The 12,455-nt window shown below is 70.6% G+C and carries 11 protein-coding genes; 7 read left to right on the top strand and 4 right to left on the bottom strand.

What is annotated here, in order from left to right; translation table 11 throughout:
- Positions 1-53: 53 nt before the first annotated feature.
- From E1H18_RS25755 to E1H18_RS25745, 3 genes are read right to left on the bottom strand one after another with little or no spacing between them, the layout of a single operon-like run.
- Positions 54-938 carry a ribose-phosphate pyrophosphokinase gene (locus E1H18_RS25755; RefSeq protein ID WP_062099709.1) on the bottom strand — a complete coding sequence of 295 codons (885 nt, stop codon included), beginning with the start codon at positions 936-938 and terminating at the stop codon, positions 54-56.
- Positions 935-2,473 carry a thymidine phosphorylase family protein gene (locus E1H18_RS25750; protein ID WP_062099727.1) on the bottom strand — a complete coding sequence of 513 codons (1,539 nt, stop codon included), beginning with the start codon at positions 2,471-2,473 and terminating at the stop codon, positions 935-937. Before E1H18_RS25750 ends, E1H18_RS25755 begins: the two co-directional genes overlap by 4 nt.
- A complete protein-coding gene (locus E1H18_RS25745; RefSeq protein WP_231732072.1) occupies positions 2,470-4,002 on the bottom strand; it encodes an MBL fold metallo-hydrolase RNA specificity domain-containing protein in 1,533 nt (510 codons plus the stop codon). The genes E1H18_RS25750 and E1H18_RS25745 overlap by 4 nt, the downstream gene beginning before the upstream one ends.
- A gap of 133 nt (positions 4,003-4,135) precedes the next feature.
- Between E1H18_RS25745 and E1H18_RS25740 the strand changes: the two genes are divergently transcribed.
- Both E1H18_RS25740 and E1H18_RS25735 read left to right on the top strand, forming a co-directional pair.
- The gene (locus E1H18_RS25740; protein ID WP_062099711.1) at positions 4,136-4,405 is read left to right on the top strand and encodes a DUF2933 domain-containing protein; all 270 of its coding nucleotides are present in this window, start codon (positions 4,136-4,138) and stop codon (positions 4,403-4,405) included.
- Positions 4,402-5,040, top strand: coding sequence for an isoprenylcysteine carboxylmethyltransferase family protein (locus E1H18_RS25735; protein WP_062099712.1), 639 nt, complete (start codon positions 4,402-4,404; stop codon positions 5,038-5,040). The genes E1H18_RS25740 and E1H18_RS25735 overlap by 4 nt, the downstream gene beginning before the upstream one ends.
- Positions 5,041-5,075: 35 nt before the next feature.
- Here E1H18_RS25735 and E1H18_RS25730 read toward each other — a convergent pair whose 3' ends face one another.
- Positions 5,076-5,555 (bottom strand): DUF305 domain-containing protein, encoded by a 480-nt coding sequence (locus E1H18_RS25730; protein ID WP_062099713.1) that lies wholly within the window; start codon positions 5,553-5,555, stop codon positions 5,076-5,078.
- A gap of 288 nt (positions 5,556-5,843) precedes the next feature.
- On the opposite strand from E1H18_RS25730, the gene E1H18_RS25725 reads away from it, so the two are divergent.
- The 5 genes from E1H18_RS25725 to E1H18_RS25710 all read left to right on the top strand — a co-directional run bounded on the left by E1H18_RS25725 (position 5,844) and on the right by E1H18_RS25710 (position 12,452).
- Positions 5,844-6,206 (top strand): hypothetical protein, encoded by a 363-nt coding sequence (locus E1H18_RS25725; protein WP_062099714.1) that lies wholly within the window; start codon positions 5,844-5,846, stop codon positions 6,204-6,206.
- Positions 6,207-6,321: 115 nt separating this feature from the next.
- Positions 6,322-6,447, top strand: coding sequence for a hypothetical protein (locus E1H18_RS27155; RefSeq protein ID WP_255357039.1), 126 nt, complete (start codon positions 6,322-6,324; stop codon positions 6,445-6,447).
- 124 nt (positions 6,448-6,571) lie between these two features.
- Complete coding sequence (locus E1H18_RS25720; RefSeq protein ID WP_066681845.1) at positions 6,572-7,798, top strand: TolC family protein; 1,227 nt, start codon at positions 6,572-6,574, stop codon at positions 7,796-7,798.
- Positions 7,795-9,309, top strand: a complete 1,515-nt coding sequence (locus tag E1H18_RS25715) for an efflux RND transporter periplasmic adaptor subunit (RefSeq protein ID WP_066730187.1) — start codon at positions 7,795-7,797, stop codon at positions 9,307-9,309. Before E1H18_RS25720 ends, E1H18_RS25715 begins: the two co-directional genes overlap by 4 nt.
- Entirely contained in the window at positions 9,306-12,452 is a 3,147-nt protein-coding gene (locus E1H18_RS25710) for an efflux RND transporter permease subunit (protein WP_172274901.1), read from the top strand. Before E1H18_RS25715 ends, E1H18_RS25710 begins: the two co-directional genes overlap by 4 nt.
- The last annotated feature ends 3 nt before the right edge of the window (positions 12,453-12,455 follow it).

The following is a 12,455-nucleotide window of genomic DNA, read 5'->3' as shown; positions in this document are numbered from 1 at the left end:
AGAGGCTTCGCCGTTCGCCTCCCGGCGGCTGGCCGAGGATTGGCGAACGCCGTTCACAGCAGGGCGCGCACGGCCTGGGCGATCGCCGGCGTCATGTCGATGGCGTTCGACGCATGGGCGACCGTGTTGGTGCTGACGATGCGCGCGACATGTTCGCCCAGGACCTGGGCGGCGTCGCCGGCGAACAGCGCATGCACCACGACGCAGTCCGGCGGCGCAAAACCCAGGGCCTTGAGCTGGCGGGCCGCGACGGCGAGCGTGCGGCCCGACGAGGCGATGTCGTCGACGAGCACGGCTTGGCGGCCCAGGAAGGCGCCGGCGTTGGGGATCGAGATGTCGACCTCACGATCCCCGGACCGCTGCTTTTGGCAGACCAGGAACGGCGCGTCGGCGCCGGCCGCCACCTGCGCCACCCACTGCTCGCTCTCCAGATCGGGCCCGACGATCACCGGTCGGGCGACGTTCCGCCTGATCCACGACGCCATGAGCGGCGCGGCGTGAACGAGCTGGCTGGGGATTCGGTAGATCTCCGCCAGGGCGTGATGGCGGTGCAGGTGGGGATCGACGGTCACCAGCCAGTCGAGGTGGCGCGAGAGCACCGCCGCGAAAATACGCGACGTGACCGCCTCGCCCGGATGGAAACGGGTGTCCTGGCGCATGTAGGCCAGATAGGGCGCGATCAGGCCCACCCCGCGCGCGCCAAGCTCGCGCAGCGTGTCCGCCGCGAAGAGCAGCGGCGGCAATTTCGCGTCCGGACGCTCGAGGCCGCAGACCAGGATGACATCGCGCTCGGTGACGTCGCTGTCGATCCGAAGGTAGGTCTCGCCATCTGGAAACTGGCGCTGCAGCAGGACCCCTGCCTCCGCGCCGAGCGCTGGGCCAAGGGCTTGGGCCAGGCGCTCGCCGCCGTCCAAGGCGAAGACGATCGGCGGCGTCATGGCGCCGCGATCGCGAAGATCGCCCCGTCGCTCAAGGCGAAGGCGGCCGCATAGTCCAGTTCGCCGGGGCTCTCGGCGTGAAGGGTGCACAAGGGCGACCCCGCGACGATCGACTGGCCGAGCCGGGCGTGGACCGCCACCCCGGCCGCCTTGGCCATCGGCGCGCCCGCGAGCTTGGCGACGGTCGCGAGTTTGCGGTTGTCGATGCTGGCGATCCGGCCGCTGGAGGGCGCGGTCAGGTCTCGCTGGAAGCGGGCGACCGGCGGCGAGCGCATGCCGCCTTGGGCCTGGCAGATGCGCTTGAACTTGGCCCAGGCGCGGCCGCTCTCGAGGCTTTGCCGCGCGCGCGCGAGGCCAGCGCCAGGGGCCGCCACGCCCGCCAGCTCGAACAATCCCCCGGCCAGTTCACAGGCCCTATGGGCGAGATCCTCGACGCCGGGCTCGCCTTGAAGCACGGCCAGTATGTCCAGCGCCTCCAGCGCCGGCCCGATGCCGCGTCCGATCGGCTCAGCCCCAGGGCCATACATCACCCGCGTGCGCAGGCCGAAGGCGGCGGCCACCGAGGTGAGCGCCGCCTCGAGATCCCGCGCGGCCTCCAGGCTCCGCACCTTGGCGGTCGGTCCCACAGGAACGTCGATCACCAGGTGGGTCGCGCCGGCGGCGATCTTCTTGGACAGCACCGAGGCCACCAGCTGGCCGACCGCGTCGATGTCGAGCGCCCGCTCGACGCCAATGATCACGTCGTCGGCCGGGCTCAACCGAACCGCCCCGCCCCAGGCGATGCAGCCCCCCTCGCGCGCCACCACCCGGCGGATCGCGGCGATGTCGAGGTCGACGGGCGCCAGAACCTCCATGGTGTCGGCGGTGCCGGCCGGTGAGGTGATCGCGCGCGAGGAGGTCTTGGGCATGACCAGGCCTTCGGCCGCCATGATCGAGACGATGATCGGCGTGGTGCGGTTGCCCGGCAAGCCGCCGACGCTGTGCTTGTCGACGACGATCGGCCCAGGCCAGCTCAACTGCTCGCCGACCTCGACCATGGCCTTGGTCAGTCCGATCGTCTCGGCCTGATCGAGCGGCGCCGCCGAACAGGCGGTGACGAACGCCGAGAGGTGGACGTCGCTATAGCGATGCTCGGCGATATCCGCGACGATCGCCGAAAAGGCCGCCTGGCTCAGGCGCTCTCCATAGATCCGGCGGCGCACCGCCCGCAGCGAGGCCAACGGCGGAGCGTGGGCGACCTCCACGCGGTCGCCCGCCTTGACCCCGAGCCGGGCCCATGCGGTCTCGGAAAGGCCGATCTCGCCGGGGTCTGGCGTGTCGCCCGAGCTGTGCAACAAGGACACCACCGCCTCGCGGCCGCCGGCGCGCAGGACGACCTGGGCGCGCGACCCCAGGCCCTCGGACCGGCAGACCGGGCAGTCGTGCCGCATCACCGCGATCATGTCGCCGCCAGCCGCGGTGAGCCCCATGCGACGCGCGCGCAGCGTGGCCGACGCCGGCCTCGCGTCGGCCTGCTCGTGCCTTGGGACGCTCACGCCAGCCGCCCCCAGCTGCCGAGGGTCGGGACGGTGCAAGGCCAGCCGTGTTCCTCGCCGATGCGCTTGGCCAGGACCTGCGCGCCGGCCGGCTCGCCATGGGTGACATAGACATGCCGCGGCGCCGCCTGCATGGCGCCCAGCCACCGCATGAGCTCGTCGCTGTCGGCGTGGGCCGACAGCATGGTCAGGTTCGCCACCTCGGCGTGGACGGGGACGTGTTCGCCGTGGATCTTGATCGTCCGGGCCCCCGAGACGAGCGCAGCGCCGCGCGTGCCGGCCGCCTGGAAGCCGGAGAACAGGATGAGGTTGCGCTCATCCGGGGCGAACCGCTTGAGATGGTGCACGACGCGGCCACCGGTCGCCATGCCGCTGGCCGAGATGATCACCTTGGGGGTGGCGTCCGCGGTCAGCGCCTTGGATTCCTCGACTTCGCGCACATAGTGCGCGACGCCGCACGCGGCTTCGCATGCCGCGCGGCTCAGCCTGTGTTCGTCCATGAAATCACACATCAGCCCGCTGGCGTCGATCGCCATCGGGCTGTCCAGATAGATCGGCGCATCACGCAGCCGGCCGTCCGCGCGCAGACGGGACAGATGATAGAGCAGCGATTGGACGCGACCGACCGCGAAGGCGGGGATCACCACGGTTCCCCCGCGTCGGATGCACCGTTCGATATGGTCTCCCAGCGCCCGCGACGGATCCACGCGGTCATGGCGGCGGTCGCCATAGGTGGATTCGACGATGACGTAGTCGGCCCGCGCCGGCGGTTCGGGGTCCTTGATCACCGCGTCGTCATAGCGCCCGATATCGCCCGAGAAGAGAACCGACCGGCCCTTCCAGTCGATCTCGATCGACGCCGCGCCGAGGATGTGGCCGGCGCGATGGTAGCGCGTCCTGATCCCGTCGGCGAGCGAGCGCCATTCGCCAAACCCGATGGTCTCGAACAGCCGCAGGGCCAGGCGCGCGTCGGCCTCCGTGTAGAGCGGCAGCGCCGGATCGTGGCGCGAGAAGCCGTGGCGGTTGGCGAACTCCGCGTCCTTCTCCTGGATGCGCCCGCTGTCGGCGAGCAGCAGTTGGCAAAGGGCCGCCGTGGCCGGCGTGCTGAGGACGGTCCCATCCCATCCCAGGCGGGCCATGCGTGGCAGGGCGCCCGAATGGTCGAGATGGGCGTGGGTGAGCAGCACCTGCTCGACGTCGGCCACCTCGGGCGCAAGCGGCGCCCAGTTGAGGCGGCGCAGGTCCTTGGCCCCCTGGAACAGACCGGAATCGACCACGATCCGGGTCTGGCCGTCGTCCAGCAGGTAGCGCGAGCCCGTCACCGTGCCCGACGCGCCGAGGAAGGCCACGGCAAGGCCGCCGGCCGGCCGCTCGGCAAGGTCGATGCGCGCTTCGCGTTCAAGGGCGGCCGTTCCGAAATTGCCGTGGAGCCGTTGCTTCTTCCTGTTCCTGTGCATGGGCGGCTTGCCTCTGGTGATGATGCTCGCCGCGCAGCCTTTCAGGCTCGGTCGCCGCGGGCCAATACGCAAAGGCCGCAGACATCGCCGCCTGCCTCCGGGGACCCGCGGGCGCCGCCCCCACCCGCCGCTGCGGCCTCTACCTATACTTGGCGCCCGGGTCGCGGGCCTATGATAGGGCGTCAAGGCCTGAAGTGAGCGATCCATGGATGTTCAACACCAAAAGCTGCGTCGGCGCGGAACGATCGTCCTGGTCGGGTTCCTGCTGATCGCCGGCTTCTTCCTGACCACCGAGCACGCCGCGCATGTGCTCGGCGTCTTGCCCTATCTGCTCCTACTGGCCTGTCCGCTGATGCACCTGTTCATGCACCATGGCCATGGCGCCCATCAGCACGGGCGAGAGGACGCGCCCGGCCGCATCCCGGCGGACGCGCCGGCCAATCCCAACGAACCGGTCGAGAGGCAGCGGCGATGACCCATCCCGGTTACGGCTACGGCCTCTGGGGACTGGCTTTGGTCAACGCCGCCGTCTTCATCCTGTTCGCGTTCAGCTTCTTCAAGCCCGCGACCGGCCGCGACTGGCGCAGCTTCGGCGCGTTCAGCGCCTTTATCGTCGCCCTGTTCGCCGAGATGTACGGCTTCCCCCTGACCATCTTCCTGCTCTCGGGATGGCTGCAGTCGCGTTTTCCCAGTGTCGACTGGTGGAGCCACGACGCCGGCCACCTGCTGGAGATGATGTTCGGCTGGCGGGTCAATCCCCACTTCGGACCGTTCCATATCGCCAGCTTCGTGCTGATCGGGACCGGGTTCTGGCTGATCTCGGTCGGCTGGGTGGCGCTGCACGCCCGTCAGCGCCACCGGGAGCTGGCCACCACGGGGGTCTACGCCAGGGTGCGCCATCCCCAGTACGCCGGCTTCATCCTGGTGATGCTAGGCTTCCTGCTGCAGTGGCCCACGCTGTTGACGCTGGCGATGTTCCCCGTGCTGGTGGTGATGTACGTCCGCCTGGCCCGTCACGAGGAGCAGGCGGCGCTGGCGCAGTTCGGCGACGCCTATCGCGACTACAGGGCGCGGGTTCCCGCCTTCATCCCCCGCTGGCCGTTGCGTTGACCCCCGCCATCGCCGCGGGGGCGACCGGGCGATGCTCAGCGAAGGGGCGCGAGCATGGCGCTCATCTGGTCGATCTCCTGCTGCTGGCCCTTGATGATCGTGGCGCAAAGGCTGCGGATCTCAGGATCCTTCACCGGCGCGCGTCCGCACATCAGGATCGCGCCAGCGTGATGCGGGATCATCGAGCGCAGGAACTCGCGGTCGCCGACCAGCCACTGCTGGCGAATGGCCGCAAAGCACAAGACCCCGATGACGAGGCTGGACGCGACCAAGCCGCGGTTGAGGCCCTTGCGCGGATACATCATGCCCATGAGCACGAGTTCGAGCATGACCATCGGCGCGGTCATCAGGCCGGCCATGTAGGCCTGGTTGAAGCTTGGATGGATGTTCGCGGCCCTGTCGACCATGGCGTACATCAGGACATACATGGCCAGGAACGACAGCACGGTCATGGCGGCCAGGCGCAGGTAGGGCCTGTGGTGTTGATGGTCTTTGGGCGCGTGGTGCTCGGCCATGACTGTTTTCCGCTCCTGGAGCCCGGCGCAACCACGCGCCGGGGCGAGGTTTTCCAGCGGGTTGCGATGCTCCCACAACCGGCGAACGGCGCCCCGGTTCCGCCTCTGAAAATATTCACCGCGACCGCGCCAAAGGTCGAGGGATGGTCCAGGCCGCTGCGTATTGGACCAGATGGCGGCTTTCAGGCCCCGCCTCCAAGCCGTCGCCAGTCCGCGCGCGTCGCGGCAAATCGCATTCGGGGATTGTCCGGACATGACGAGGCCGTGTGACCGCGCTAAGCTCGCCCGATGCTAAGGCATGCGCTCGCTTTCCTGGCCGCCGTGGCCCTCGCGTTCAGTCCGCTGGCGGTCAACGCCGCGCGGGCTGATTGCGACATGGCCGGCATGGACGCGATGAGCATGATCGCCATGGCCCCCGCCGGCGACGACGTGGCCCAGGCCGAGCCCTGCTGCGATCACGGCAAGACCATGTCGGCCAAGGATTGCGCCAAGGCCTGCGCGATCAGTTGCGCCCTGTCCGTTGCGGCCCCCTGCCCGGGCTCGGAGACCCCGATCGCCGTCGGCTATCGCGTCGAGACCCGCTGGTCCAACACCAGCGGCCGCACCCACCGCCTCATCCCCGAAGATCCGCCCCCCCGAACGATCGCCTAGGACCGGCCCGAGGGCCGATCCCCGCCATCGCTGGTTTCACGCCCCGGTCCTGCCGGGCGCGCGTGATCGCCCGCGCTTTCGCCGGCTGGCTTTTCGATCTTCAAGGATGACCTTCATGTCTCCCCGCCTTCCCGCGCTGGCGCTCGTCTCCGGCCTAGCTTCCGCGACGACCGTCTCGGCCGCCACGCCACGCGCCTGCGGCTATTTGCGGGCCGCCCAACCGGCCTGCCTGGCTCGCTAGCTCGGCCGGGACGGGTGGGGCCGATCCCCTGTCTTCGCCCGTCCCGTCCGGCCCCGGCGAAGCGGCTGCAAACGCTTCGCCGGGGCGCTGGCCCCTCACGGCTTCCTCCAGGATTTTCGTCTCCATGCGTATTCTCCCCCTTCTGGCCGGGCTGAGCTTGGCGAGCGTCGCCCACGCCGCGCCCCTGACCTACGCCCAGAGCCTCGACGCGGCCGCGGCCAATGCGCCGGCGCTGCGCGCCGCGGCCCTGCAGGTCGAGGCCGCCAAGGCCTCGGCCAAGGCGGCCGGCGCCCTGCCCGATCCCAAGCTCGCCGTCGGCCTCGACAACTTCCCGGTCTCGGGGCCGCCGGCCGGCCGGTTCGGAACCGACGAGATGACCATGGGCAAGGTCGGCTTCAGCCAGGACATGCCCAGCGCCGCCAAGCGCCAGGCGCGGATCGGCCGGGCGCAGGCCGACATCGTCGCGGCCGGGGCCGAGGGCGCGGTCGAGGCCCGCCAGGTCCGGGTCGCCACGGCGCTGGCCTGGATCGAACTGCTCTACGCCCAGCGCAAGCTCGCCGCCCTGGACGGGGTGGTCGCCCAGCTGGCTCCCCTGTGGAGCGCCGCCCCGTCCGGCGTCGCGTCCGGACGCTCGCGGCCCGCCCAGGCGCTGGAGGCCGCGCAGATGCGCGCGGCCCTGGCGGATCGCCGCAGCGAGGCGGTCTCGGCCCTGGGGAGGGCCCGTGCGGCCCTGACCCGCTGGACCGGAGATCCCGACCCCGAGGCGCTCGGTCCGGCGCCCGACCTCGATCTCCCCCCCGCCAGTCTTCGGGCCGCGATCGACCGCCATCCCGCCGTGCTGGCCAAGGACGCCGCCGCCCGCCAAGCCCAGGCCGACGTCGCCCTGGCCAAGGCCGACAAGCAGCCCGACTGGAGCTGGGAAGTGGCCTACCAGCGCCGCGACCCGATGTTCGGCGACATGGTCTCGGCCGGGGTCAGCATCAGCCTGCCGCTGTGGGGCAAGAGCCGCCAGGATCCGATGATCGCCGCGCGCACCGCCAGCGCCGGCCGCGCCGACGCCCAGCGCGAGGACGCCCGCCGAGCGCTGAGCGCCCAGCTCGAGGCCGATCTGGCCGACCACGTCATGCATCACGAGCAATGGCTGCGGGCCCGCGACACGCTGCTGCCGCTGGCCAAGCAGCGGGCCCAGCTGGAGACCGCCGCCTATGGCTCCGGCGCGGCCGGTTTGCCCGACGTGCTGATCGCCTTCTCGAGCCTGGCCGAGGCCCAGCTCACCACCCTAGATCGCGAGGCCGCCGTCGCCATCGACGCCGCCCGCCTGACCCTCACCTACGGAAGCGACGATCAATGACCCCCTCCCCCTCGATGAAGGCCCTGCTCGGCGCCGGCGCCGCCCTGGTCGTGCTGGCCGGGGCCGGCGGCTATGGCCTGGCCCGCCTGACCGCCAAGCCGCCGATGCCGGCGACCTCGGCCGACAGCCGCAAGGTGCTCTACTGGTACGACCCGATGGTCCCGGCCCAGCACTTCGACAAGCCGGGCAAGTCGCCGTTCATGGACATGCCGCTGACGCCCAAATACGCCGGCGAGGCCGAAACCAGTGGTCCGGCGGCGGGGGTGCGGATCGACCCCTCGGCCGCCCAGAACCTCGGCTTCCGGCTGGCGACCGTGGAGGAAGGCGCGCTTTCCAGCGGCCTGACCGCCACCGGGATCGTCGACTTCAACCAGCGTGACGTCGCCGTCGTCCAGGCCCGCAGCGGCGGTTTCGTGCAGCGGGTTTATGGCCGCGCGCCGGGCGACGTGATCGCCGCCGGCGCGCCGCTGGCCGACCTGTTGGTTCCCGAATGGGGCGGCGCCCAGGCCGAATATCTGGCGGTCCGGCGCACCGGAGACGCGGCCCTGAGCGCCGCCGCCCGCCAGCGCCTGCGCCTCTTGGGCATGCCCGACGGCGTGGTCGCCGGTCTCGACCGAGACGGGCGGCCGCGCACCACGATCACCATCACCGCGCCGCTCGGCGGGGTCGTTTCCAAGCTCGACGTGCGCGCCGGCATGACCGTGGGCGCGGGCCAGACCCTGGCCGAGATCAACGGCCTCTCGAGGGTCTGGGTCACGGCCGCCGTGCCCGAGGCGCAGGCCGGGCAGCTGCGTCCGGGCCAGGGCGTTGGCGTCACCCTGGCGGCCTATCCGGGCGAGACCCTGCGCGGGACGGTCCAGGCCGTGCTCCCGCAGGCCCAGGGCGACAGCCGCACCTTGCAGGCGCGGATCGAACTGGCCAACCGCGACGGCCGCCTCAAGCCTGGCCTGTTCGCCACCATCGCCTTCGACGCGGCGACGCGGACCGCCCTGCTGATCCCGTCCGAGGCGGTGATCCGCACCGGGGCGCGCGACGTGGTGATGCTGGCCGCCGACGGCGGCCGCTACCAGGCCGTCGAGGTCCGGACCGGGCGCGAAGCTGGCGGCCGGACGGAAGTCCTGGCTGGGCTGTCTTCTGGTCAGAAGGTCATCGCGTCGGGCCAGTTCCTGATCGACTCCGAGGCCAGCTTGGCAGGCTTGCAGGTTCAGCCGCTTCCGGCGTCGGGTCCTTCGACCTCGCCGAGCGACATGACCATGGCCAAGCCCACGGCGGCGGCCAAGCCGGCCCTGGCCGAAGCCACCGGCCGCGTCGAGCAGGTGACCCCGGACGGCGTCACCCTCTCGCACGGCCCCGTGCCGGCCATCGGCTGGCCGGCCATGACCATGACCTTCCGCGCCGACCCGAGGCTGCTGAAGGGCGTGAAGGCCGGCGACCAGGTCCGCTTCGCCTTCGACCCGCCGCCGGCCGACCCGATCATCCGGCGCATCGCCAAGATCGGCGGTGGCGCATGATCGCCGCCCTGATCCGCTGGTCGGTCGCCAACCGCTTCTTCGTGCTGCTGGGCGCCCTGGCGCTGATCGTGGCCGGCGGCCTGGCGGTGCGGTCGACCTCGATCGACGCCCTGCCCGATCTCTCCGACACCCAGGTGATCATCCGCACCAGCTATCCGGGCCAGGCCCCGCAGCTGGTCGAGAACCAGGTCACCTATCCGCTGGCCACCACCATGCTCTCGGTCCCTGGCGCCAAGACCGTGCGCGGCTATTCGTTCTTCGGCGACAGCTTCGTCTATGTGATCTTCGACGACAAGACCGACCTCTACTGGGCCCGCTCGCGGGTCCTGGAGTACCTCAATCAGGTCCAGGGCCGTCTTCCGGAGAGCGCCCGTCCGGCCCTGGGTCCTGACGCCACCGGGGTGGGCTGGGTCTACGAGTACGCCCTAGTCGACAAGACCGGCGGCCACGACCTCAGCCAGCTGCGATCGATCCAGGACTGGTTCCTGCGCTATGAGCTGAAGACCCTACCGGGCGTGGCCGAGGTCTCGGCGATCGGCGGCATGGTCCGCCAGTACCAGGTGGTGCTCGACCCGCAGAAGCTGGCCAGCTTCGGGGTCACGCACCAACAGGTTGTCGCCGCGCTGAAAGGCGCCAACGCCGAGACCGGCGGCTCGGTGCTGGAGCTGGGCGAGGCCGAATACATGGTCCGCGCCACCGGCTATCTGAAGACGATCGAGGACTTCCAGGCCGTGCCGCTGAAGACGGCGGCCGGCGGCGTCCCAGTGCGCCTCGGCGACGTGGCCACGATCCAGGTCGGCCCGGAAATGCGGCGCGGCGTCGCCGAACTCAACGGCCAGGGCGAGGTCGCCGGCGGCGTGGTGATCCTGCGCTCCGGCGAGAACGCCCGCACGACCATCGCGGCGGTGAAGGCCAAGCTGGCCGAGCTGAAGAAGAGCCTGCCGCCCGGCGTCGAGGTCGTCACCACCTATGACCGCTCGGGCCTGATCGACCGCGCCGTTCACAACCTGACCGGCAAGCTCGTCGAGGAGTTCCTGGTCGTGGCCCTGGTCTGCGCCCTCTTCCTGGGCCATCTGCGCTCGGCCCTGGTGGCGATCATCTCGCTGCCGCTGGGCGTCCTGGCCGCTTTCCTGGTGATGAAGAGCCAGGGCGTGGACGCCAACATTATGTCGCTGGGCGGCATCGCTATCGCCATCGGGGCCATGGTCGATGCGGCCGTGGTGATGATCGAGAACGCCCACAAGAAGCTCGAGCGCTGGGCGCACGATCATCCCGGCGAGACCCTAAACGGCAAGACCCGCTGGTCGGTGATCACGGAGGCCGCCGCCGAGGTCGGGCCGGCGCTGTTCTTCAGCCTCCTGATCATCACTCTATCGTTCATCCCGGTCTTCACCCTGCAGGCGCAGGAAGGCCGGCTCTTCCGCCCCCTGGCCTTCACCAAGACCTACGCCATGGCGGCGGCGGCGATCCTGTCGGTGACCCTGATCCCGGTGCTGATGGGCTATCTGATCCGCGGGCGCATCCCCGACGAGGCGGCCAACCCGATCAACCGCGTGCTGACGGCGGCCTATCGGCCGCTGCTGGACCGGGTGATGCGCCGCCCCAGGACCACCCTGGTCGTCGCCCTGCTCGCTTTCGCGACCACGGCCTGGCCGCTGGCCCATCTGGGCGGCGAGTTCATGCCCAGCATGGATGAAGGCGACCTGCTCTACATGCCCTCGGCCCTGCCAGGCCTGTCGGCGGCCAAGGCCGGCCAACTGCTCCAGCAGACCGACCGGATGATTAAGACGGTGCCGGAAGTCGAGAGCGTGTTCGGCAAGGCCGGCCGGGCCGAAAGCGCCACCGATCCGGCCCCGCTGGAGATGTTCGAGACGACGATCCGCTTCAAGCCGCGCGACCAGTGGCGGCCCGGCATGACGCCCGACAAGCTGGTGGCCGAACTCGACCAGCGCGTTCGCGTACCCGGCCTGACCAATGTCTGGGTCCCGCCGATCCGCAACCGCATCGACATGCTGGCCACCGGCATCAAGAGCCCGATCGGGGTCAAGGTGTCGGGGGGCAACCTCACCGACCTCGACCGCATCGCCCGCGAGGTCGAGGTGGTGGCCAAGGACGTGCCCGGCGTCAGCTCGGCCCTGGCCGAGCGCCTGACCGGCGGGCGCTATGTCGACGTCCGCATCGACCGCGCCGCCGCCGCGCGGTTCGGGCTCAACATCGACGATATCCAGTCGATCGTCTCGGGCGCGATCGGCGGCGAGACCATCGGCCAGACGGTCGAGGGCCTGGCCCGCTATCCGATCAGCGTCCGCTATCCCCGCGAGCTGCGCGATAGCCTGGAGGGACTGCGCGCCCTTCCGGTGCTCACGCCAGGCGGCGCTCAGATCACCTTGGGAACCGTCGCCAATGTTGAGATCGCCGATGGCCCGCCGATGTTGAAGAGCGAGAACGGCCGGCCGACGACCTGGGTCTATGTCGACGTGCGGGGCCGGGACCTGGCCTCGGTGGTCGGCGATTTGCGCCAGGCCGTGGGCGAGAGGGTCAAGCTCTCGCCGGGCGTCAGCCTCTCCTATTCGGGCCAGTTCGAATATCTGCAGCGCGCCGCCGACCGGCTGAAGATCGTCGTGCCGGCCACCCTGCTGATCATCTTCGTCCTGCTCTACGTGATCTTCCGCCGCTTCGACGAAGCGGGGCTGATCATGGCCACCCTGCCGTTCGCCCTGACCGGCGGGATCTGGACGCTCTACCTGGCGGGGTTCCACCAGTCGGTGGCCACTGGCGTCGGCTTCATCGCCCTGGCCGGGGTCTCGGCCGAGTTCGGGGTGGTGATGCTGATCTATCTCAAGCACGCCATGGACGCCCTGGGCCCGAACCCGGCGCCCGACCAGGTCGAGTCTGCGGTGCGCGAAGGCGCCCTGCTGCGGGTGCGGCCCAAGGCCATGACCGTGGCGGTGATCCTGGCAGGCCTGGCGCCGATCCTCTGGGGCCACGGCGCGGGCTCGGAGGTCATGAGCCGCATCGCCGCCCCGATGATCGGCGGCATGCTCACAGCGCCCCTGCTGTCGATGTTCGTGATCCCGGCCGGATACCTGCTGCTGCGTCGCCGGCAAGCCCGAACCGCCGTTTCCGCTTCCACCTCAGCCTAAGGA

It is taken from the genome of Caulobacter sp. RHG1 (assembly GCF_013181195.1).
In the GTDB taxonomy this organism is placed as follows: Bacteria; Pseudomonadota; Alphaproteobacteria; order Caulobacterales; family Caulobacteraceae; genus Caulobacter.
The sequence above is the reverse complement of the archived record's forward strand: the minus strand, read 5'-3'. Positions and strand labels throughout refer to the sequence as shown.

What these genes read in the sequence shown, in the direction of transcription:
- E1H18_RS25755 (WP_062099709.1), bottom strand. Translation starts at nt 938, where the DNA reads ATGACGCCGCCGATCGTCTTCGCCTTGGACGGCGGCGAGCGCCTGGCC.
- E1H18_RS25740 (WP_062099711.1), top strand. Translation starts at nt 4,136, where the DNA reads ATGGATGTTCAACACCAAAAGCTGCGTCGGCGCGGAACGATCGTCCTG.
- E1H18_RS25735 (WP_062099712.1), top strand. Translation starts at nt 4,402, where the DNA reads ATGACCCATCCCGGTTACGGCTACGGCCTCTGGGGACTGGCTTTGGTC.
- E1H18_RS25730 (WP_062099713.1), bottom strand. Translation starts at nt 5,555, where the DNA reads ATGGCCGAGCACCACGCGCCCAAAGACCATCAACACCACAGGCCCTAC.
- E1H18_RS25725 (WP_062099714.1), top strand. Translation starts at nt 5,844, where the DNA reads ATGCTAAGGCATGCGCTCGCTTTCCTGGCCGCCGTGGCCCTCGCGTTC.
- E1H18_RS27155 (WP_255357039.1), top strand. Translation starts at nt 6,322, where the DNA reads ATGTCTCCCCGCCTTCCCGCGCTGGCGCTCGTCTCCGGCCTAGCTTCC.
- E1H18_RS25720 (WP_066681845.1), top strand. Translation starts at nt 6,572, where the DNA reads ATGCGTATTCTCCCCCTTCTGGCCGGGCTGAGCTTGGCGAGCGTCGCC.
- E1H18_RS25715 (WP_066730187.1), top strand. Translation starts at nt 7,795, where the DNA reads ATGACCCCCTCCCCCTCGATGAAGGCCCTGCTCGGCGCCGGCGCCGCC.
- E1H18_RS25710 (WP_172274901.1), top strand. Translation starts at nt 9,306, where the DNA reads ATGATCGCCGCCCTGATCCGCTGGTCGGTCGCCAACCGCTTCTTCGTG.